Origin of the sequence: Chelatococcus sp. XZ-Ab1 (genome assembly GCF_029309855.1) — a bacterium.
Lineage (GTDB): Bacteria > Pseudomonadota > Alphaproteobacteria > Rhizobiales > Beijerinckiaceae > Chelatococcus_A > Chelatococcus_A sambhunathii.
In genome coordinates this window covers 51,380-73,313 of record NZ_JARKII010000003.1, presented here as the reverse complement: position 1 = coordinate 73,313, position 21,934 = coordinate 51,380, and the positions used below count along the sequence as shown (strand labels likewise).

The 21,934-nt window shown below is 69.1% G+C and carries 17 protein-coding genes; 4 read left to right on the top strand and 13 right to left on the bottom strand.

Annotation, left to right across the window (positions count from 1 at the left end):
* Positions 1–76: 76 nt before the first annotated feature.
* Positions 77–1,630 carry an ATP-binding protein gene (locus tag P2T65_RS06235; RefSeq protein ID WP_276199420.1) on the bottom strand — a complete coding sequence of 518 codons (1,554 nt, stop codon included), beginning with the start codon at positions 1,628–1,630 and terminating at the stop codon, positions 77–79.
* Between the two features lie 258 nt (positions 1,631–1,888).
* Between P2T65_RS06235 and P2T65_RS06230 the strand changes: the two genes are divergently transcribed.
* On the top strand, positions 1,889–2,458 hold the full coding sequence (locus tag P2T65_RS06230; RefSeq protein ID WP_055460779.1) for an NUDIX hydrolase: 570 nt from the start codon (positions 1,889–1,891) through the stop codon (positions 2,456–2,458).
* Between the two features lie 20 nt (positions 2,459–2,478).
* On the opposite strand, the gene P2T65_RS06225 is transcribed toward P2T65_RS06230, so the two are convergent.
* Both P2T65_RS06225 and P2T65_RS06220 read right to left on the bottom strand, forming a co-directional pair.
* Positions 2,479–4,338: an ABC transporter ATP-binding protein gene (locus P2T65_RS06225; protein WP_055460778.1), complete on the bottom strand. Its 1,860-nt coding sequence runs from the start codon at positions 4,336–4,338 to the stop codon at positions 2,479–2,481.
* Positions 4,339–4,579: 241 nt separating this feature from the next.
* Positions 4,580–6,385 carry an ABC transporter ATP-binding protein gene (locus tag P2T65_RS06220; RefSeq protein WP_063189673.1) on the bottom strand — a complete coding sequence of 602 codons (1,806 nt, stop codon included), beginning with the start codon at positions 6,383–6,385 and terminating at the stop codon, positions 4,580–4,582.
* Positions 6,386–6,832: 447 nt separating this feature from the next.
* On the opposite strand from P2T65_RS06220, the gene P2T65_RS06215 reads away from it, so the two are divergent.
* Positions 6,833–7,807: an OmpA family protein gene (locus P2T65_RS06215; protein ID WP_055460776.1), complete on the top strand. Its 975-nt coding sequence runs from the start codon at positions 6,833–6,835 to the stop codon at positions 7,805–7,807.
* Between the two features lie 56 nt (positions 7,808–7,863).
* Here the strand turns inward: P2T65_RS06215 and gyrB are convergent, their stop codons facing one another.
* The 9 genes from gyrB to mutM form a co-directional block, all read right to left on the bottom strand.
* Positions 7,864–10,290, bottom strand: a complete 2,427-nt coding sequence (gene gyrB / locus P2T65_RS06210; RefSeq protein ID WP_055460775.1) for a DNA topoisomerase (ATP-hydrolyzing) subunit B — start codon at positions 10,288–10,290, stop codon at positions 7,864–7,866.
* Positions 10,291–10,446: 156 nt separating this feature from the next.
* Positions 10,447–11,070 carry a LysE family translocator gene (locus tag P2T65_RS06205; RefSeq protein WP_071924340.1) on the bottom strand — a complete coding sequence of 208 codons (624 nt, stop codon included), beginning with the start codon at positions 11,068–11,070 and terminating at the stop codon, positions 10,447–10,449.
* A 429-nt stretch (positions 11,071–11,499) separates the two neighbouring features.
* Positions 11,500–12,690 carry a DNA replication/repair protein RecF gene (gene recF, locus P2T65_RS06200; RefSeq protein WP_276199419.1) on the bottom strand — a complete coding sequence of 397 codons (1,191 nt, stop codon included), beginning with the start codon at positions 12,688–12,690 and terminating at the stop codon, positions 11,500–11,502.
* A gap of 84 nt (positions 12,691–12,774) precedes the next feature.
* Complete coding sequence (dnaN, locus tag P2T65_RS06195; RefSeq protein WP_055460773.1) at positions 12,775–13,893, bottom strand: DNA polymerase III subunit beta; 1,119 nt, start codon at positions 13,891–13,893, stop codon at positions 12,775–12,777.
* Between the two features lie 162 nt (positions 13,894–14,055).
* Positions 14,056–15,597, bottom strand: a complete 1,542-nt coding sequence (gene dnaA / locus P2T65_RS06190) for a chromosomal replication initiator protein DnaA (RefSeq protein WP_245282655.1) — start codon at positions 15,595–15,597, stop codon at positions 14,056–14,058.
* A 945-nt stretch (positions 15,598–16,542) separates the two neighbouring features.
* Positions 16,543–16,809, bottom strand: a complete 267-nt coding sequence (gene rpsT / locus P2T65_RS06185) for a 30S ribosomal protein S20 (RefSeq protein WP_055460772.1) — start codon at positions 16,807–16,809, stop codon at positions 16,543–16,545.
* 184 nt (positions 16,810–16,993) lie between these two features.
* Positions 16,994–17,788 carry a TSUP family transporter gene (locus P2T65_RS06180; RefSeq protein WP_055460771.1) on the bottom strand — a complete coding sequence of 265 codons (795 nt, stop codon included), beginning with the start codon at positions 17,786–17,788 and terminating at the stop codon, positions 16,994–16,996.
* Between the two features lie 54 nt (positions 17,789–17,842).
* Positions 17,843–18,616 carry an enoyl-CoA hydratase gene (locus P2T65_RS06175; RefSeq protein WP_055460770.1) on the bottom strand — a complete coding sequence of 258 codons (774 nt, stop codon included), beginning with the start codon at positions 18,614–18,616 and terminating at the stop codon, positions 17,843–17,845.
* 98 nt (positions 18,617–18,714) lie between these two features.
* Positions 18,715–19,599, bottom strand: a complete 885-nt coding sequence (mutM, locus tag P2T65_RS06170) for a bifunctional DNA-formamidopyrimidine glycosylase/DNA-(apurinic or apyrimidinic site) lyase (RefSeq protein WP_276199418.1) — start codon at positions 19,597–19,599, stop codon at positions 18,715–18,717.
* A 199-nt stretch (positions 19,600–19,798) separates the two neighbouring features.
* On the opposite strand from mutM, the gene P2T65_RS06165 reads away from it, so the two are divergent.
* Positions 19,799–20,548: an SDR family oxidoreductase gene (locus P2T65_RS06165; protein ID WP_063189682.1), complete on the top strand. Its 750-nt coding sequence runs from the start codon at positions 19,799–19,801 to the stop codon at positions 20,546–20,548.
* 71 nt (positions 20,549–20,619) lie between these two features.
* Here the strand turns inward: P2T65_RS06165 and P2T65_RS06160 are convergent, their stop codons facing one another.
* On the bottom strand, positions 20,620–20,913 hold the full coding sequence (locus P2T65_RS06160) for a GYD domain-containing protein (protein WP_055460767.1): 294 nt from the start codon (positions 20,911–20,913) through the stop codon (positions 20,620–20,622).
* Positions 20,914–21,220: 307 nt separating this feature from the next.
* On the opposite strand from P2T65_RS06160, the gene rph reads away from it, so the two are divergent.
* Complete coding sequence (gene rph / locus P2T65_RS06155; RefSeq protein WP_055460766.1) at positions 21,221–21,934, top strand: ribonuclease PH; 714 nt, start codon at positions 21,221–21,223, stop codon at positions 21,932–21,934.

Genomic DNA, 21,934 nt, shown 5'->3' with positions numbered 1-21,934 from the left:
GCGGCGACCGCCGGCCACGGCCAGCATAGCAGCAATGATGGCCAGGGTGTGCCCGATCCCGTTGACTTTCCGTTAACTATGCGGCGCCGGCGGTGGAGGTTTCTTCAGGGCCGGCCTCCACGCCCGTCTCGCTGCCGAATGCGGCATCGGGCCCGTTCGGGTCGCCCGGCGCCGTCTCCCAGCCGAGATCGGGAAAGGCCATGACGCGGTTGTTGCGGAAGTCGTTGCGGCAGACGATGACGCCGCGCTCTTCCATATAGGCGATGAGGCGCCTTGCTCGCCCGGCCGAATGCGTGCCGTAGGCGCGGGCAACCGCGGCATCCGAAGGGCAGCGGGCGCCGTCGTGGGCGGCGCGGGCGAGCATCAGGAAGACGCCGTGCATGTCCTCCGGCAAGGTCGCCGCCAGCGAGACCGCCGCATGCCAGGGACCTTCCTCGGCGGCGCTCTGCGCATCGATGCCGGCGCGCGCCATGGCGAGGCGGCGGCGGAAGGCCGGCAGGTCCGGCGGTGCGCCCGGCACCCGGCGGATGCGGCAGCGCACGAGGAAGTCCTGGTAGAGCACGGCGATGGAGCGGAAGGCCGAATCGGGGTCGGCGAGCACTTCCGCGAGCACGGCGTCGATCAGCGCGTCGCGTTCGGCGGGCGGCATCGGCGGCTCCGCTGGCTCGCTCGGCGCCGGCGGCTCGGGCCTTGCACGCACGAGCTGGGCGAGGATGTCGTTGGTCGAGGGCGGCGGCGGTGCGACGGGCCGGCGCGGCGGCGGGCGCACGGGCTCGGGCTCTGCGGGCGTGAAGATCAGCTCGTGCGCATCCTCGGGCGGCTGCTCGGGCAGGGGCAGGAGCCGCGGGCTGCCGCTGCGGGCGCTCGTCTCGACGGCGCCGATGGTCACCGGCAGCGGCCGGCGCGACAGGGCCGGGCCGAGGGCGACGAAGCGGCCCCGGTCGAGGTCGCGGAACATCTCGGCCTGGCGGCGCTCCATGCCGAGGAGGTCGGCGGCGCGCGCCATGTCGATGTCGAGGAAAGTGCGCCCCATGAGGAAGTTCGAGGCTTCCGCCGCCACGTTCTTGGCGAGCTTGGCGAGGCGCTGGGTGGCGATGACGCCGGCGAGACCGCGCTTCCTGCCGCGGCACATCAGGTTGGTCATGGCGCCGAGCGAGACCTTGCGCGCCTCGTCCGACACCTCGCCGGCCGCCGCCGGGGCGAAGAGCTGCGCCTCGTCGACGATGACGAGCATCGGATACCAATAGTCGCGCTCGGCGTCGAAGAGGCCGCCGAGGAAGGCGGCGGCGCAGCGCATCTGCATCTCGGAGTCGAGGCCCTCGAGGTTGAGGACGACGGAGACGCGGTGCTGGCGCACACGTGCGGCGATGCGGGTCAGGTCGTTCTCGCTGCGGCTTGCATCGACGACCACATGGCCGAAGCGGTCGGCCAGGGTGACGAAGTCGCCCTCGGGGTCGATCACGGCCTGCTGCACCCACTGAGTGCTCTGCTCCAGCAGGCGGCGCAGCAGGTGCGACTTGCCGGAGCCGGAATTGCCCTGCACGAGCAGGCGCGTCGCGAGCAGTTCCTCAAGATCGAGCAGGGCGGATGTGCCCGCCTGCGTCACCCCCATGTCGATCCCGACCTTCATCCCACTCCTCGTTTCGGCTCCCGGCCATCCGGCGACCGGTTCCGTGCGATTCGCACCCGCGAGCGCGCGGCCCATCATTAGCTGCCTGAGGCAAGGCGCGCCAAGACCGGCAGCGCCTGCCAAAGGGCCGAAGCTGGTGGGAGGCAGGCGCAACATGTCGTAATGAGACGCGATTCCTGTCGCGTTCGCGTCAAAGTCGTGGTGAACGATGATCGTCGTGGCCGGGCGGCGGTCGCAGGATGGCGCAAGGAAGGCGACATGACGGCTCGTATCGAGGAAACGCACATCGTCTATGACGGCTGGACGACGGTGGAGGTCGCCACGATCCGTTTCGAGGACGGTTTCGTCATCCACCGCGAGGTGGAGAATCATGGCACGGCCGTGGCAGTGCTCGCCTTCGACCCCGAGCGCGGCGTGGCGCTGCTCACCAGCCAGTGCCGTGCGCCCATCCTGCGCGAGGGCGGCGACAGGGTGCTCGAGGTGCCGGCCGGGCTCGAGGAGGGAGAGGAATCCGCCGCCTGCGCCCGGCGCGAGGTGCTGGAGGAGACGGGCGTGCGGCTCGATCGCCTCGTCAACGTGGTGCGCGCCTGGACGATGCCGGGCCTCTCCACCGAGCGCTGCTCGCTCTTCCTCGCCGAATACCGTGAGGCCGACCGGGTCGAGGACGGTGGCGGGCTCGACGAGGACGGCGAGCGCATCACCGTCCACGAGCTGCCGCTCGCCACGCTCGCCGTTATGGCCGACGGGGGCAGACTGACCGACCTCAAGACCTTCGCCCTCGTGCAGACGCTGCGCCTGCGGCGGCCGGAGCTGTTCGCGCCCCGGTGACGCAGCGGGCCAGTAACGCCTCAGGCCGGTGCCGTCTCGCTCGCCTCGTCCGTCTCGATGCCGAGGAAGCCGCCGGACTGGCGATGCCACAGGGCGGCGTAGAGGCCGCCGCGGGCCAGGAGTTCCTCGTGCGTGCCGGTCTCGACGATGCGGCCGCCGTCCATGACGACGAGCCGGTCGAGCACGGCGATGGTCGACAGGCGATGGGCGATGGCGATCACCGTCTTGCCCTCCATCAGGGCATAGAGCTGCTCCTGGATGGCCGCCTCGATCTCCGAATCGAGGGCGGAGGTCGCCTCGTCCAGCACGAGGATCGGCGCGTCCTTCAGGAGCGCGCGGGCGATGGCGATGCGTTGGCGCTGGCCGCCGGACAGCTTGACGCCACGTTCGCCCACATGGGCGTCGTAGCCGTGGCGGCCCGCCGGATCGGTGAGGTCGTCGATGAACGTGTCGGCATGGGCCATCCGGGCGGCCGCCCGGATCTCCTCCTCGCTCGCTTCCGGCCGGCCGTAGGCGATGTTGTCGCGGATGGAGCGGTGCAGGAGCGAGGTGTCCTGCGTCACCATGCCGATCTGCCGGCGCAGCGACGCCTGGGTGACGCCGGCGATATCCTGCCCGTCGATGAGGATGCGCCCGCTTTCGGCATCGTAAAAGCGCAGCAGCAGGTTGACGAGCGTCGACTTGCCGGCGCCCGAGCGGCCGACGAGGCCGACCTTCTCACCGGGCCTCACGACGAGCGACAGATCGTCGATGACGCCGGACGCGCGCCCGTAGTTGAAGCGCACGTGCTCGAAGCGGATCTCGCCTCTGGACACGACGAGCTCGCGCGCGTCCGGCCGGTCCTTGATGGCGGTCGGCCGGGCGATGGTGTTCATGCCGTCCTGCACCGTGCCGATCTGCTCGAAGAGCCCGGCGACCTCCCACAGGAACCAGTCCGACATGCCGCGCAGGCGCAGCACAATGGCGATGCCGACGGCGATGGCGCCCATCGACAGCGCCGACTGGTGCCAGGCGTAGATCGACAGGCCGGCGACGCCGGCGAGCAGCAGGGCGTTGGTGGTGTGCAGCCCGACCGTGAGCCACGTCACGAGCCGCATTTGCCGATAGACGGTGTCCATGAAGCCGCCCATGGCATCGCGCGCGTAGTCGAGCTCACGGCGAGTGTGGGCGAAGAGCTTGATGGTCTGGATGTTGGTGTAGCTGTCGACCACCCGTCCGGTCATCTCGGCCCGGGCATCGGCCTGCTGCATGGAAATGGCCCTGAGCCGCGGGACGAAGAAGATCATGAGCCCGGCATAGGCGAGGAGCCAGAGGACGAGCGGTAGCATCAGGAGCAGGTCGGCGCTGGCGAGGAGGACCAGCGCGCCGAGGAAGTAGGTGATGACATAGACTGCGACGTCCATGAGCTTCATCACCGTCTCACGCACGGCGAGCGCCGTCTGCATCACCTTCTGCGAGACGCGGCCGGCGAACTCGTCCTGAAAGAAGGCCATGCTCTGGTCGAGGATATAGCGGTGCGTCAGCCAGCGCGCGATCATCGGATAATTGCCGAAGATCGTCTGGTGGGTGACGAGCGACTGCGCGAGGACGGCGAGCGGAAAACCGACGACGACGAGCAGCGCCATGCCGATGAGCGGCCAGCCGTGCGTCTCGAAGAAGGTGGCGCGGTCCGCCTTGGCCAGCCAGTCGACCAATGAGCCCATGAAGCCGACGAAGCTGATCTCGATGATCGAGATCACCGCCGTCAGCACCGCCATGACGATCAGCCAGGGCAGCACCGGGCGCGAATAATGCATCACGAACGGCACCAGCCGGCGCGGCGGCGCGACGGCCTCGGCCCTGGGGAACGGATCGACGAGGGTTTCGAAGAAGCGGAACATGGCGTCCAGACGAAAATCGATGGAGCTGCGGCCGGCGGGGAGGGCCGCCGCAGCGGGAAAGCGAGACCTTTGCCGCCTCCTCAGGCGGGCAGAAAGAGCATGGCCAGGGGCATATGGTGGCTCCTTCGCTTCGTTGCACGCCCGGCCGGATCGCGGGTCCGGCGGGTGGCTCGAGGGCGGAGCGGCGTTATAGAACCTCGACCAGGGTTGAGATCAAGCCGCGCTCCGCGGGCCGGCGGCCTCATGGCCGCCAGCCGTCCGTCAGCTCCAGCGCCTGGCGCTCGAACAGGCGGCGGTAGAGGCCGCCGGGCCGGGCCACGAGTTCCTCGTGGCTGCCCTCCTCGACGACGACGCCGTGGTCGAAGACGAGGATGCGGTCGACCGCACGCACCGTCGACAGACGGTGGGCGATGATGAGCGCCGTGCGGCCCTTGAGGAGCCGCGCCATGGCCTGCTGGATCGCCGCCTCGCTCTCCGAATCGAGGGCCGAGGTCGCCTCGTCGAGGATGAGGATCGGCGCATCGGCGAGGAAGGCCCGCGCCAGGGCGACGCGCTGGCGTTCGCCGCCCGAGAGCTTGACGCCGCGCTCGCCGACGAGCGTCGCATAGCCGCGGGGCAGGCGGTTGATGAAGGCGTCCGCATTGGCGAGCGCCGCTGCGCGCCGGATCTCCTCCATCGTCGCCCCCGGCTTCGCATAGGCGATGTTCTCGGCCAGCGAGCGGTGGAACAGCACCGGCTCCTGCTGCACGATGGCGATCTGGGCACGCAGCGATGCCTGCGTCGCATGGCGCACGTCCTGCCCGTCGATCAGCACGCGGCCGCCGGTGACGTCGTGCAGGCGCTGGATGAGCTTGACGAGCGTCGTCTTGCCCGAGCCGGACGGGCCGACGAGGCCGAGGCTCTCGCCGGGCGCTATCGTGAGGTTGAGGTCGCGGTAGAGCGGCGTCGGGTGGCCGCCGTAGCGGAAGTCGACACGCTCGAACACGATCTCCCCCCGCTTGACGGACAGGGGCCGCGCATCCGCCAGGTCCTCCACGCCGAGTGGCGTGTCGTGCATGGCCACGAGTTCCTCCATCTCGTTGACGCCGCGCTGCAGGTTGGAGATGTGGTAGCCAACGTCGCGCAGGTAGCCCTGCACCATGAAGAACATGGTGAGCACCGTGGCGAGGTCGCCGGCGCTTGCCTCGTCGCGCCACCACAGCCACAGGGCGACGGCGACGATGCCGATGCGCAGGGCGAGGAGGGTGACGATCTGCAGTGCCTCCGAGCCGGAGCTGCGCAGCCAGGTGCGCCGCGTGCGGCGACGCCACTTGTCGATCAGGGCGGCGAGGCGTGCGTCCTCCCGGGCTTCCGCACCGAAGGCCTTGACCACGGCATTAGCGCCGATGGCATCGGCCATGGCGCCGCCGAGCTTCGTGTCCCAGCTGTTCGACAGCCGGGCCGCGGGCGCCACCCAGAGCAGCGACAGGAGCACCGTCAGCACGACATAGAGTACGCCGCCGGCTGCGACGAGGAGGCCCATGAGGGGCCAGCGCCAGCCGAGCAGCAGCGTCGCACCCAAGAGCACCATGGCCGAGGGCAGGAGAGCGATGAAGATGGTATCGCCGACAAGGTCGATGGCCCACATGCCGCGGCTGATGCGGCGCACCGTCGAACCGGCGAAGCTGTTGGCGTGCCAGTCCGACGAGAAGCGCTGCACGCGCTCGAAGGCATCCGAGCCGGTGCGGCTCATGACCTTCAGCGTCAGCTCGATGATGGCGAGGATGCCCGTCATGCGGCCGGCGAGCACCAGGAGCCCCATGAGCGCAAGCAGGCCGAGCGCGACGAGCGCGGCTGCGAGCGCCTCCTCGCGTCCGGTCTCGCCGCTGCGGGCGATGGCGTCGACAAGCTGGCCGGCGAAGACGGGCACCAGCACGTCGGCGACGGTGGCGACGACGAGGCCGCCGATGAGGGCGGCGAGCAGCGCGGGATGGCATCGCCATCGGCGCCAGAGGAAGGCGAGCACGGGGCGAAAAGCCCCCGTGCGCCGGGTCTGTTCGGCGGTCACGGTTCGATCACGCCCGCGCGGCGCGGGCGGCCCTTATGAGGGAAACTGGCGCCGGCGACGCGCGCACGACGGCGCGCGGGCCAAGGCCCGGTCCCGAAATGGATAGGAGGTGGAAAGTGGGGTCGGCGGCCTAAGCCGCTCGCGACCTAACGGCGCTTGCGCCCGCCGGGAGAAATGCCGGCGCCCGCCCGCAGCATGGCAAAGGGCATCTGCGTATGACGGATAACTGTCATGTCCGCCCTCCTGCGGGGTGAGTTAGGGGCACTCCTTGTACTGCGCGATCAGTTCTTGGGCAAGTCCGGTCCGGCAGGACGGCGCATGTCGCTGCCATGCGTGGCCGCAAGGCCACAGGCGGTTCGCGTCGGGCGGTGCGGGAAATCACGTCGCCTGGCGCGGCCAATGCTAAGCTATTTCCGCTTTCGGTCATCTCCGGACGGGAGGACCATCATGGCCAGGAAAACGCCACCGGTCAGGGAACAGGTTGTCGGCCCATATGTACGATCGAACGCCTATATCAAGGGCCGTTTGATCGACTTCGATACGGGCAGCGCGGCCCTCGAGGGACAGCACAAGCAATGGCTGTCGGAGAAGATGGCCTATGTGAAGAGCCAGTCCGGCTTCCACATGTGGCTGATCGGCTTCGCCTCGAAGATCGGGGACGCCAACTACAACAAGCGCCTGTCGAACGACCGGACCAATGCGGTCCTCAAGTTCATCGGCGGCCTCGACGAGCGCGCCCTCAGCGCCATCGACCTCTGGGAAGCGCGCGGCGAGGAAGGCTACAACGCCGCCGAAAGCGACAATTCGGCCGACATGCGCGCGGTGGAGGTCCACATCTTCATCGGCGACATCCCGCCTCCGCCGCCTCCACCCGACATCAAGCCACGGCCGCGGCCCCTGCCGCCGCTGCCGGGCGGGCAGCGTTATTCGGACTGGGCGGTTGCCTCGCCGGGCGGCGCGGTGTCGAACATCCTGCCGGGTGTCGTGATCGGCTTCAACGTCTTCGTCTTCCGCAACAGGACGACCGGCGAGCAGCGGGCCTATATTGCGCCGAGTGCCGGGTTCGGCCAGTCGCTGAGCCTGAAGGGCGGGCCGGTGAAGCAGGCGGTGCAGACGCTCCTGACCTCGCCGGCCGGAACCAACATGGACTTCGAGCCGCTCACGTCGCCGCTGCCCATCACCTGGGAGGAACTGGGCGACAGCCTGAGCACGGTCTCGTCCATCGGCGGCGGCATCGGGCCGCGCGGCGTGACGGCGATCCACACCACGATCGAGGCACCGAACGTGTGGCGGCACTCGCCCTCGGGCGTGCCGATCCGGAAGGAGCTTCAGCTGTTCTCGTTCGACTATGTCGGCAAGAACTTCCAGCTTGGGGCCGGCGGCTCGGCCGTCGTCGGGCCGCTGGTCGAAGTCGCCCGCTGACGGCGGGCAGGCGGGCCGGATTGCGGGCGTGCGCCGCCGGCAATCTGCCGCCGCCGTCACACGTCGAGGTTCGCCACCGACAGGGCGTTTTCCTGGATGAACTCGCGCCGCGGCTCGACGATGTCGCCCATCAGCTTGACGAAGATGTCGTCGGCCTCGTCGACCTCGCGGATCTTCACCTGCAGGAGCGAGCGGTTCTCGCGGTCGAGTGTCGTCTCCCAGAGCTGGTCCGGGTTCATCTCGCCGAGGCCCTTGTAGCGCTGCAACTGTATGCCCTTGCGGCCGGCGGCCATGACGGCGTCGAAGAGGCTGACGGGCCCGTCGATCGTCCTCTCGTCGCCGCGGCGCACGAAGGTGGCGGGCTTGGCATAGACGTCCTGCAGGCTCGCGGCGCGCTCATCGAGCTTGCGCGCCTCGGAGGACGCGAGGAGCGCCGCGTCGAGACTCACCGCCTGGCGCACGCCGCGCACCGTGCGAGCGAAGACGAAGCCGCCGGCTTCCGCCCGGCCTTCCCAGCCACGCTCGGTCTCCTCGGCGATGGCGTCGAGGCGGCGGGCGATATAGCTGGCCGCCGCTTCAGCTTCGGCCGGCTCCTCCGCCACCTGCGGGCGCAGCGCCCCGGCGATGGCCGCCTGCTCAACCACGGTGCGGTTGTAGCGGGTGTGCAGGCTGCCCAGCATCTGGCGCACGAAGCGCGCCTCCTCGACGAGGGAGCGCAGGTCGGCGCCGGCGCGTTCCTCACCGTTGCCGAGCCGCAGGAGCGCGCCCTCGAGGCCGCCGTCGATGAGATAGTCCTCAAGCGCCCGCTCGTCCTTCAGGTACTGCTGCGACTTGCCGCGCGTGACCTTGTAGAGCGGCGGCTGCGCGATGTAGAGGTGCCCGCGCTCGATCAGCTCCGGCATCTGGCGGAAGAAGAAGGTGAGCAGCAGCGTGCGGATGTGGGAGCCGTCCACGTCCGCGTCCGTCATGATGATGATCTTGTGGTAGCGCAGCTTGTCGGGCGCGAATTCCTCGCGGCCGATGCCGGTACCGAGAGCGGTGATCAGCGTGCCGATCTCCTGGCTCGACAGCATCTTGTCGAAGCGCGCGCGCTCCACATTGAGGATCTTCCCCCTCAGCGGCAGCACGGCCTGATATTCGCGCGCGCGGCCCTGCTTGGCAGAGCCGCCGGCCGAATCGCCCTCCACGATGAAGAGTTCGGCTTTGGCCGGGTCGCGTTCCTGGCAGTCGGCGAGCTTGCCGGGCAGGGAGGCGATGTCGAGCGCGCCCTTGCGCCGCGTCAGCTCGCGCGCCTTGCGCGCCGCCTCGCGAGCCGCGGCGGCCTCGACGACCTTGCTCACCACTGTCTTGCCGTCGGAGGGATTCTCCTCGAGCCAGGTCGACAGGGCCTCGTTCATGATCCCCTCGACCACAGGTCGCACCTCCGAGGAGACGAGCTTGTCCTTGGTCTGGGAGGAGAACTTCGGATCGGGCACCTTCACCGAGATGATGGCGGTGAGGCCTTCGCGGCAGTCGTCGCCGGTGAGCGAGACCTTCTCCTTCTTCGTGAGACCGCTCGCCTCGGCATAGCCCGTGATCTGGCGCGTCAGCGCGGCCCGGAAGCCCGCCAGATGCGTGCCGCCGTCACGCTGCGGAATGTTGTTGGTGAAGGCGAGCACCGTCTCGTGGTAGCTGTCGTTCCACCACAAGGCGATTTCGACACCGATGCCGTCGCGCTCGCCGCGTAGCACCACCGGCTTGGTGATGAGCGGGCTCTTGGTGCGATCGAGATAGCGCACGAAGGCCTCGACGCCACCCTCGTAGCACAGCTCCTCGCGCTTGCGCTCGGCATGCCGGTTGTCGGTGAGGACGATGCGCACACCCGAATTCAGAAAGGCGAGCTCGCGCAGTCGGTGCTCCAGCGTCGCATAGTCGAATTCGGTGATGGAGAAGGTCTGAGGGCTCGGCAGGAAGGTCACCTCCGTGCCGCGCTTGTCGCCCGCCTCGCCGACGACCGTGAGCGGGGCCACGGCATCGCCGTGGTGGAACTCGACGAAATGTTCCTTGCCGCCGCGCCAGATGCGCAGCTTCAGCCAGCTCGACAGGGCATTGACGACGGAGACGCCGACGCCGTGCAGGCCGCCGGAGACCTTGTACGAATTCTGGTCGAACTTACCACCGGCGTGCAGCTGGGTCATGATGACTTCGGCAGCCGAGATACCCTCCTCGGCATGCAGGTCAGTCGGAATGCCGCGGCCGTTGTCAGTCACCGTGCAGGAGCCATCGGCATTGAGCGTCACCGTGACCTCGGTGGCGTGGCCGGCCAGCGCCTCGTCGATGGCGTTGTCGACGACCTCGTAGACCATGTGATGCAGGCCCGAGCCGTCGTCGGTGTCGCCTATGTACATGCCCGGGCGCTTGCGCACCGCATCGAGCCCCTTGAGCACCTTGATGGAATCGGCGCCGTAGGAGTCGGGGTTGAGGTCGCGAGCGGGTTCGGCCATGGGGCGATAATCCTGTCAATGATCCTGAGCCGCACGCGAAGCGTGCGACAGGCTTGATTCGACTATTGAATTTAGTGTCTCAACCGGGCGATTGCACGTATTGCGGCCGCTTTTGCGGCCTCATTTGCAGCCTTGCCCTGGCTCCGATGCGTCCCGTCAACGGCTCGCTACCGCAACGGCCGCGCCGGCCATCACCGTCCCGGTGGCGCGGTTGACGAGGCGCACCGCCTGAGCGCTCGTGAAGAGGCGGCGCGCGCGGGCGGCAAGGACGATATAGGCCGAGAAGACCGCGGCGAGAATACTCAGCGTCACGACGACGAGTTCGACATAGCCCACGGCATCGAGGCGGGCGAGGTCGACGATGTTCGGCACGAGCGCGAGATAGAAGACGATGACCTTGGGGTTGCCGAGCGTGACGGCGAGCCCGGCGAAGAACAGCTTCACCGGGTGCTCACGCCGGCGGTCCGCCTCGATCTCGCGCGCTTCGGCCGGGGCACTCCACAGCTTCCAGGCAAGATAGAGCAGATAGGCCGCGCCGGCGTATTTCACCACGAGGAAGACGCCATGGAAGGTCTGGGCGAGGACGGCGAGGCCCGTCACGGCGAAGGTCAGCCACACGACATCGCCGATGGCGAGGCCGGCCGTGAAGGCGGCGGCTCCCTGTGTGCCGCGGCCGAGCACACGCGCGACGATCGCGGCGATGCCGGGACCGGGTGAGGCGGCCGCCACGGCGAGCGTACCGGCGAAGACGAGAAGACCCGTGAGGTCGAGACCGGACATGAACAGCAGCAACTCCATGCGTCGCGGGCGGATCAGCGCTTCTCCCCGGCGACCGCCCCGTTCTTAGCAGAAATGCCGGCATCCGCGAAGTCCGGCATCGCCGGCGTAACCATTCCGGCGGCGGATGGGCGAGGGTGACGTGCAGCTTGCCGACGCCCGCACATGAAGCCGGCAAAGAGCGGCACGCCGCCGATGCGCAGCGCCACTGCGGGATCGGCCAGCTGCCGGCGTGCGTCTTGAAGATGGTCAATCCCGTGCCGGGACATGGCTAGGGCGGATGATGTCGGCTTCCTGCGGCTCACCGAGCTTCAGCAGGATGGAGGCGACCTGCACGAGAATTGCCGCGGCGACGGGCCGTCGTGACGATGGACCGGTCAGTCCGATGGCCTCAGACCTGCCCGGTGAGCATGATCGGCGCCAGCGCTCGTTTCATGCGGCGGGCGCGACCGGTGCGAGCCGGCCCGGCGTCACGGCGAAGCGCACGGCGTCCGTGGGCAGGTCGGCGAAGAGGGCCGGGTCGGCGCCGGTCATCCAGACCTGGCTGCCGAGTGCGGCAAGCGTGCCGTAAAGCGCGGCGCGCCGCCGCGGGTCGAGATGCGCGGCGATCTCGTCGAGGAGCACGAGCGGGGCTAGGCCGCTCATGGCGGCAACGAGGCGGGCATGGGCGAGCACGAGCCCGATGAGGAGGGCCTTCTGCTCGCCGGTGGAGCATTCGGCGGCCGGCGTGTCCTTCGGCCCGTGGCGCACGGTGAGGTCGCTCGCCTGCGGGCCGGCGAGCGTGCGCCCGGCGGCCCGGTCGCGCATGCGGCTCTCGGCGAGGTGGGCGCGGTAAAGATCCTCCACCTCGACGGCCGGCCGGTCGGCGGCCATGTCCTCGAACGCGCCCGCGATGGCGAGATCGCCCCAGGGAAAGGGCGAGGCGTCGTCGCGGGCCGCGAGGATGAGGGCGGCGAGACGGGTGACGGTCTCGCGCCGGGCGGCGGCGACGGCGACGGCGAGCTCGGCGAGCTCGGTCTCGATGGCGTCGAGCCAGGCTGTGTTGCGGGGATGCTCCTCGAGCACGCGGTTGCGGCTGCGCAGGGCGCGCTCGAAGGCATTGACGCGCGTGCCGTGGGCGGGGTCGACGGCGAGGACGAGCCGGTCGAGAAAGCGCCGCCGGTCGCCGGGCGTGCCGGTGAAGAGGCCGTCGAGCGCCGGCGTCAGCCAGACGACGCGCACATACTCGGCGAAGGCGGCCGGGGAGCCCGCCGTCTCGCCGTCGATGCGGCAGCGGCGCGCAAGGCCGCCGTCCGGCGCGCGCTCCGTTCCCGTGCCGAGCCGGACACCGCCCCAGCGGGTGTCGAGCGTGACGGAGACGGAGAAGGTGCCGGGCCCGTCGTGCGCCGCCATGGCGGCGAGGTCGGCACGCCGCAGGCCGCGGCCCGCCGTGAACAGCGACAGCGCCTCGAGCACGTTGGTCTTGCCGGCGCCGTTCTCGCCGACGAGGGCGACGAGCGGCGCATCGACGTCGACGTCGAGGGCACGATAGCTGCGGAAGTCGCGCAGGCCGAGGCGCGTCACGCGGCAGGGCCCGGCCGCGCCCGTCGGCGGCAATGCAGCGGATGGCGGTTGCTCGGTCATCGCCTCGTCACGCAGCGGCGCGGCACCGCCGCCGCGCCTCTTGCCGCAGACCGGCGAGGCGTGCGCGCCGTTCCGTCCGGATGCTTACACCCGCATCGGCATCAGGACATAGAGGGCGCTTGCGCCCTCGCGGTCCTGGATCAGTGTCGGCGAACCGGGGTCGGCGAGCTTGAACAGCGCCGTGTCGCCGTCGAGCTGGGCCGTGATGTCGAGGAGGTAGCGGGCGTTGAAGCCGATATCGAGCGCTTCGGCCTCGTAATCGACCTCGATTTCCTCTGTTGCGCTACCCGAATCGGGGTTTGTGACCGAGAGCGTCAGCCGGCCGTCGGCGAGGGCGAGCTTTACGGCCCGGCCACGCTCGGAGGAGATGGTCGAGACACGGTCGACGGCGGCGGCAAAGCTCGCCCGCTCGACGACGAGTTGCTTGTCGTTGCCGGCCGGGATCACCCGCTGGTAGTCAGGGAAGGTGCCGTCGATGAGCTTGGAGGTGAGGACGACCGAGCCGATCGACAGGCGGATCTTGCTCGGGGACAGTTCGACGTTTGCCTGCGCCTCGGCGTCCTCCAGCAGCTTCTGCACCTCGGCCACGGCCTTGCGCGGCACGATGACGCCGGGCATGCCGGCCGAGCCTTCGGGAGCCGTGGTCTCGACGCGGGCGAGCCGGTGCCCGTCGGTGGCCACGGCGCGCAGCACCGGCATGCCGTTGCTCTCGATGGTGTGGAGATAGATGCCATTGAGGTAGTAGCGCGTCTCCTCGGTCGAGATCGCGAACTGCGTCTTGTCGATGAGGCGCTTCAGCTCGCCCGCCGGCAGGGTGAAGCGGTGCGGCATCTCGCCGGCCGCGATGTCGGGGAAGTCGCTCTCGGGCAGGGCCTGCAGCGTGAAGCGCGAACGGCCCGAGCGGATCAGCATCTGGCTCGTGTCGCCGCCCGTCTCGAGCGAGACCTGGGAGCCGTCGGGCAACTTGCGCACGATGTCGTAGAGCACGTGCGCGGGCACGGTGGTCGCGCCCGCCATCTCCACATCGGCGGCGAGCGCCTCGGTGACTTCGAGATCGAGGTCCGTCGCCTTGAGATGCAGCATGCCGCTCTCGGCGCGCAGCAGCACGTTCGACAGGATCGGAATGGTGTTGCGCCGCTCGACGACGCGATGCACATGCCCGAGCGACTTGAGGAGCGCCGCCCGCTCGACCGTGACCTTCATGACCGCCCGTTTCCCTTTGGCGCCCGAAGGCGCATGAGGCTCGCTTGCCCGGCTGGCTGATAGCCCACCGGGGCACGCACAATGCCGTCTTGTCGGCCCTTGTGCAAGGGCGGCAACGGGTGTGTCAACAGTGGCGGGCGCGGCAGCTTGGGCTGCGGCCGCTCACTCCTGCAGCATGCGCTTGAGCAGCTCGACCTCCTCGTTCAGCGCCGGGTCGTCGCCCACCGCCTTCTCGATCTTGCGCACGGCATGCAGCACGGTGGTGTGGTCGCGCCCGCCGAAGCGCCGGCCGATCTCGGGCAGCGAACGCAGGGTCAGCACCTTGGAGAGGTACATGGCGATCTGTCGCGGCTTGACGACGGCCGCCGTACGGCGCTCGGAGAGGAGGTCGGCGCGCGACACGTTGTAACGGCCGGCAACGAGCTTCTGGATGTCCTCGATCTTGACGCGCTTGGGGTCGCGGGTGCGCACCAGGTCGCGCACGGCTGCCTCGGCGGTCTCGACGGTGAGGGGCGAGCCGGTCAGCGTCGCGTGGGCGAGCAGGCGGTTGACCGCGCCGTCGAGGTCTCGCCCGTTGGTGGCGATGACCCGGGCCACATAGGCGACGACGGCCTCGGGCACCTCGAAGGCGGGATGCAGCGCCTGCACCGCGGCGATGCGCATCGACAGGATGCGGGAGCGCAGTTCCTCGTCGAGCGGGCACATCTCGACGACGAGACCACCGGCGAGGCGCGAGCGCACGCGCTCGTCGAGGGCCTCGAGGTCCGATGGCGGACGGTCCGCCGCCACGACGATCTGCCGCCCGGCATCGAGCAGGGCGTTGATGGTGTGGCCGAATTCCTGCTGGATCGACTTGCCCTGAAGGAATTGCACGTCGTCAATGACGAGCATGTCGATGCCGCGCAGGCGCTCCTTGAAGGCAAGGGCCGTCTGGGCCTTCAGCGAGGCCACGAAACCGTACATGAAACGGTCGGCCGTCAGGTAGATGACGCGCTTGCCGCGGCCCTGCGCCTCATGGGCGATGGCCTGCATGAGATGCGTCTTGCCGAGGCCGACGCCGGCATGGAGATAGAGCGGATTGTAGAGCGGCGCGCCGCCGTCATGGCGGGCGATGCGGTCGGCGGCGGCATGGGCGAGGGCGTTCGAGCGGCCGACGATGAAGGTGGAGAAGGTGAGGCGCGGGTCGAGCGCATTGGCGGCGCTGTCGTCGGCAAGATCCGGGGCCGCGGCCTTCTCGCTCGTGCTCTCGCGCGCCTCGTCTGCGACGCGAGGACGCGCCACGACAGGGGCGGCCGCGCGCGCGGGGGCCGTGGCCGGCTCGCTCGGGCGGGCGGCCACGGGCATTTCGCGCGTCACCGCGCCGCGGACGAAGAAGGCGACGCGGCTGACCGCTGCATGCTCGGCCTTGAAGACCGCCAGAACGCGATCGGCGTAGTGCGACTCGATCCAGCTTTTGAGGAAGCGGGTCGGCACGGACAGGCGGGCGGTCCCGGCCGCAAGACCGTCGCACTCCAGCCGGCCGAACCAGCTCGAGAACACGTCCTCGCCGAGTTCGGCCCGCAGCCGGCGGCGCACGCGTCCCCAGGCGTCTGACAGGTCCTCGCTGCCGCCGGCGGCGCCGCGAGCGTCATCGATATAGGGCACGTGTCCGTGCGGAGCGGCCACACCCTTGGTTTCGATCACGCTCTCTTCGCCTTTGTACATCGCCCCAGCTCCTCGTTCTTCTTGTTTGGTGCAGAAAGCACCCGTGCGATGCAGGTCACCCCGCAGCGCCGCTGGACGCTTTTCGCTACCGACGATTGAGTTCCGCAAAAAGAACCCCGTCTGCCGTCGCCATCTCGCGGCAACGACACCCCGGTGCTCTCGCTGCAATCGAATCCGGACCAGCTATGTAGGAAAAGTTCTTATTCGTTCGTTCTTATGCCGCTTGTCCGATCCCTTGCCTGTATCGACAGGCTTTTCCGCAATCCACGGGGATGAGTCAATGGGTTCGAGCTGAAGCAACTGCGTGGCACGACGCTTTGTCTTCGAGACAACACGAACCCCTCCCCCGAAATGAGGCTTAATGCTTCTGACTTGCTATTGAGAGCCTCAGCCGTGGCGGCGAGGTGAGATGACCCTACGCCAAGGGCCGATCCGACGCAACACGACTATCGGTTGTGTTGTCATACCGGGGCGCGCAAATCGATCGGCGGGCTCTCGCGAGGCGGGGGCAATTGCGTGCAACTCCTTGTGGATCCAGCGAGTTTAAAGGCGCGACCGAAAGCGCGGAGGCGCCTGGAAGGCATTGTTTCGATCGGCCGACGGACGCGTCCGGGCCGCCTCGGGCGGGAGGGATTCGGGCCGGGTGCAGCCCTTTGCCCCCTAAAGTTTTGTCAGCACGGCATTTTGTCTGCGCGGTCACGGCGACCAGGCTGCGGTCGCACCACCCCGGCAAGACGCCGTTTTGTCAAGCCGTCCGACGCCGGAAAACCTGCCGGCGATGGCGCCGTTTCTGCGCCGTGCCGAGTCGCCGGGCCGGTGCCCCGGTCAGGCCGCCAGAACGGTCCGTGTCGCCGCCCCAAAAGGAAAGAGCCCGGCCAAGGCCAGGCTCCTTTGGACCCGTTCGCAGGCCCGCTCGGCGGCATGGTGGGTGCCGCCTCTGTGGCCTCAGGCCTGCAGTGCCTTGATGCGATGCGTCAGGCGCGCGACCTTGCGCGAAGCGGTGTTCTTGTGCAGCACACCCTTCTGGGCGGCGCGCATCAGCTCCGGCTGAGCGTTCTTCAGGGCGTCGAGCGCGGCCTGCTGGTTGCCCGTCGCGATCGCTTCCTCGACCTTGCGGATGAAGGTGCGCATGCGGCTGCGGCGCGCCTTGTTCACGGCGGTGCGGCGGGCGATCTTGCGCGTCGCCTTCTTGGCCGACGGGGTGTTCGCCATGGTGATCCTCGTATCGTCCCGATCTGGCCGCGCGGCAAAGGGCCGGGCGATCGGGATCGGTGGTGGCGGTTGAACGGAAATGACAGCGATCAAGCCGCTGTCCATGAGGGCGGGCTTATAGTCTCTCGCAGCCCGAGCGTCAACGGCCTGTCGCATTCGGCGGCCGGGAATCGTCGGCGGGCTGTCAGAGGAGCAGGCCCCGCAGCCACTGACCGAGCGGATTGGCGCCGTCGAGCAGGAGGCGCAGCGCCATCAGGCAGCAGACGGCGACGATGAGCGGGCGGATGAGGCGCGCGCCGTGGCGCAGGGCCATGCCGGCGCCGAGACGGGCACCGACGAGCTGGCCCGCGGCCATGGCGAGGCCGAGCGGCCACAGGACGGCCCCGGTCGCGGCGAAGAGCATGAGCCCGCCGAGATTGCTCGCGAAATTGAGCAGCTTGGTATGGGCCGTTGCCCGTACCACGCCGAAGCCGAGCAGCGTGACGAAGCCCAGCATGTAGAAGGAGCCTGCGCCGGGTCCGAGCAGCCCATCGTAGAAACCGACAGGGGCCACGACGGCGAAGGTGAAGGCGAGACGGCCGATGCGGGCGCGCGCATCCTCGTCGCGCACCTTGCGCGAGACGGCGAAATAGACGGCGATGGCCATGAGGAGGATCGGCATCGCGGCGGCCACGAGCGCGACCGGCAGCACCTTGACGGCGAGGGCCCCAATGACCGCGGCGATGCCCGCGACAACCGCGAAGGGCGCGGCTCCGTGCCAGTCGATCATCCCCGCGCGGGCGAAGCGATGGGTGGCGACCGCCACCCCGAAGGTGCCTTGCAGCTTGTTGGTGGCGACGGCGGTGACAGGGTCGAGTCCCGCCAGCATCAGGGCCGGCACCGTGATCATGCCGCCGCCGCCGGCGATGGCGTCGACGAAGCCGGCGGCGACCGCCACGACCGCAAGCAGGGCGACGATGTCGAGTTCGAGACCGGCCATGGATGACCGGCCTCCCCTGCCGGATCGGACATGCGCCTCCTCTATAGAGACCGGTCAGCGGTTCTTGAAGTCCGCCTTGCGCTTGTCCACGAAAGCGGCCATGCCTTCCTTCTGGTCCCCGGTGGCGAACATCGCATGGAAGAGGCGGCGCTCAAAGCGGATGCCCTCGGAAAGCGTCGTCTCGTAGGCGCGGTTGACGCTCTCCTTCGTCATCATAACGATGGGCAGCGACATGTCGGCAATGGTCGCCGCCGTCTTCAGCGCGTCATCCAGAAGATCCGCCGCCGGAACGATGCGCGCCACGAGACCGGAGCGTTCCGCCTCCTCGGCGCCCATCATGCGGCCGGTCAGGCACAGCTCCATCGCCTTGGCCTTGCCGATGATGCGCGTCAAGCGCTGGGTGCCGCCGGCGCCCGGCATGACGCCGAGCTTGATCTCCGGCTGCCCGAACTTCGCCGTGTCGGCGGCGATGATGATGTCGCACATCATGGCAAGCTCGCAGCCGCCGCCGAGGGCGAAGCCGGCGACGGCGGCGATGATCGGCTTGCGCCGGCTGGCCACGCGGTCCCAGTTCGTGATGAAATCCTCGAGATAGGTCTCAGGATAGGAGAGGTTCTGCATCTCCTTGATGTCGGCGCCGGCCGCGAAGGCCTTCTGCGAGCCGGTGATGACGATCGCGCCGATGCCCGCATCCTTCTCGAAGCCGTCGAGCGCCGTGTTGAGCTCTCCGATGAGCTGCGAGTTGAGGGCGTTGAGAGCCTCAGGACGGTTGAGCGTGACAAGGCCGACCTTGCCGCGCGTCTCCACGAGGATGGTTTCATAGGCCATGGGCGAAGTCCTCCAATGGGGTTGCTGAACGGCTACCCGAAGGTGGATGCCCGCGTCCATATGCATTCGCGCAAAGCCGCCGCCGCCTTCTCATGCGCTCACCGCTGGCACTGGCTGCACCAGAAGGTGGAGCGGCCGGACTGGACGAGCCGCGCGACGGTGCCGCGGCAGCCGGGGGTCAGGCAGGGCGCATGCTCGCGGTCGTAGACGCGGAAGGCGTGCTGGAAATAGCCGAGCGAGCCATCCGTTTTCATGTAGTCACGCAGCGTCGAGCCGCCGGCGGCGACGGCTTCGCTCAGCACGTCGCGGATCGCCGACGCGAGCCGGCCGGCCGCCGCCGTCGGCCGGCCGGCCTTCGTCATGAGCGTGCCGGCGGCGCGCAGCGGCGACAGGCCGGCCCGGTGCAGCGCCTCGCATACATATATATTGCCGAGGCCGGCGATGAGGCGCTGGTCCATCAGCGCCGCCTTGAGCGGCGTCTTCCGCCCCGCAAAGAGGCGGGCGACGAGCGCACCGTCGAGGGCATTGCCCAGCGGCTCGACTCCCAGGCGGCGAAAGAGCGGATGGGCATCGAGCTCGCTGCGGGGCACGAGCGTCATGAAGCCGAAGCGGCGGGCATCGTTGTAGGTGATGCGGGCGCCATTGGAGAGCTGGAACACGACATGATCGTGGGCGGCGTTGCGGCCGGCCTCCTGGTAGAAGTCGCCGGGCTCGCGCAGTGCGCCGCCCGCCTCCTCGACGATGAAGCGGCCGGTCATGCCGAGATGCATGACGAGAATGTCGCCGCCGGAAAGGTCCGCCATCAGATATTTGGCGCGCCGGCCGAGCGCGACGATCTCGCGGCCCTGCAGCCGCTCGGCAAAACGCTCCGGAAGGGGTAAGCGCAGATCCGGCCGGCGCTGGTCGACGGCCGTGATGCTGGCGCCGACCATCGCCGGCTCGAGGCCTCGTCTCACCGTCTCGACCTCGGGCAGTTCGGGCATCGCGTGTCAGGCTCCAACCCACCGGGTGCCGCCCGATGCGGCGGTGCCGTTGTGCCGCGTCCGCCGCCTCCTGTCCATGGCTGTGACCCTCCCGTTCCGGGCATGGCGGCTCCGATGCGGCGGCCATTGACGCGAGTGGGCCCGCCGCGCTCCCATGACGGACAAGGGCAAGATCCCGAAACACGACCGGAGGGACCCCATGGATCGCATTCTTCTCGTCACGGGCGGCAGCCGCGGCATCGGCGCCGCAACCTGCCGGCTTGCCGCCGCCGAGGGCTATCACGTCGCTGTCAATTATGTCAGCGATGCCACAGCGGCCGAGACGCTTGTCGCCGAATGCCGCGCCAAGGGCGTGCGCGCCGAGGCCTTCAAGGCGGACATGGGCGAGGAAGAGGACATCCGCCGGCTCTTCGCCGAGATCGACGACAGGCTCGGACGCCTCACCCATTTCGTCAACAACGCCGGCATCACCGGGCAGGTCAGCCGCCTCGATGCCGCGTCGAGCGAGACGATCCGCGCCTGCATCGACGTCAACGTGACCGGGGCCATCTTCGCGGCGCAGGAGGCGATCCGGCGCCTGTCGCCGAAGCATGGCGGGCGTGGCGGTTCAATCGTCAACGTCTCATCGGCTGCCTCGCTGCTCGGTGGTCCGAACGAATATGTCTGGTATGCGGCTTCCAAGGGAGCCATCGATGCGCTGACCATCGGCCTGTCGAAGGAGCTCGCGGGCGAGAACATCCGCGTCAATGCCGTGCAGCCCGGCCTCATCGAGACCGACATCCACGCCCGGAGCTCCAACGCACCCGAGCGGCTGGCGCGGCTCACGCCGCTCATCCCGATGGGCCGCACCGGCTCGGCGGAGGAGGTGGCGCGCACCATCCTCTTCCTCCTGTCGGATGCGGCCTCCTATGTCACCGGGGCCTTCGTGCGTGTGACCGGCGGTCGCTGATCAGACAGCGCCTCGTGTCGCAGCGGCTGGAGCGGCGGCCTGCCCTCGATGGCGGCAAGGCGCGGCAGCTCTCAGGCCAGGGAGGCGATGATCTCGCGATAGGCCGCTTCGGGGAAGGCCTTCAGCGTGCGCGTGCGGACATTGCCGAGCTGGCCGACCTGGAGGGCGAAGCGGGCGGCGACCGCATCGTCGGGCGCCTCGATGACGAGCACCATGTCGCAGTCGCCCATGCACAGGTAGAACGCGCGCATGGCGCCGGACATGTCGGTCAGCGCCTTCTTGGCCGCATCGAGCCGGCTCGGCGATTCCTTGATGTTGCGGATGCCCTGGTCCGTCCAGTTGGCGAGCACGATATAGGTTGTCATGGCGCTCCTCCCGGCGGCCCTCGGCCGCCGCGGCGCTCATTCCGGCCAGTCCGCCCCGTGCCGGATCGTGCCCCGCCAAGCGCCGCGGAAGGGGGCGCAGGACGCGGGGCGGAAGCAGCCAGTGTGGACCTCGCGGAAAGGCGGGGCAAGCCCCCGGGGACAGGGGGGAGAGGCGCGGCCCAGCCGCGGCCCGAGCCGGCGGGTCCGGCTCGCCACCGTGCACGAAAGGCTGTTCCCACGCCCGCCAAAGCCGCTTAGAAGCATCGCAAACCATGGACGAGCGGCCGAGGGCCGGAGGAGAGAAGCGATGAGGCCATCCAAGCGTGCGCCGGACGAACTGCGCAAGGTTTCGCTGGAGCGGGCGGTGGCGCGCTATGCCGAAGGCTCCTGTCTCGTGAAGTTCGGAGACACGCATGTCCTGTGCACCGCCTCGCTCGAGGAGCGGGGGCCGCCATGGCTGCGCGGCACCGGCCGCGGCTGGGTGACGGCCGAGTATTCGATGCTGCCGCGCGCCACGCTGGAGCGCACGCGCCGCGAGGTCACGAGCGGCCGCCCCTCCGGCCGCACGCACGAGATCCAGCGCCTCATCGGCCGCTCGCTGCGCGCCGTGGTCGATCTTTCCGCTATAGGCGAACGGCAAATCGTCATCGATTGCGACGTCCTGCAGGCGGACGGCGGCACGCGCACGGCGGCCATCACCGGGGCGTGGGTCGCGCTGCACGATTGCCTCGCCTGGATGAAGGCGCGCTCGATGGTGCAGGGGGAGGCCCTGAAGGACCATGTCGCCGCCGTCTCCTGCGGCATCTTTGCAGGCACGCCGGTGCTCGATCTCGACTATGCCGAGGATTCAGCGGCCGAGACCGATGCCAATTTTGTCATTACCGGCTCGGGCGGGCTCGTCGAGGTGCAGGGCACGGCGGAGGGCAAACCCTTCTCGGTGGAGGAACTGATGACCCTCGTCGAGCTTGCGCGAGCGGGCACGGCCAAGCTCGTCGACCTGCAGAAGATGGCCGTGATGTGA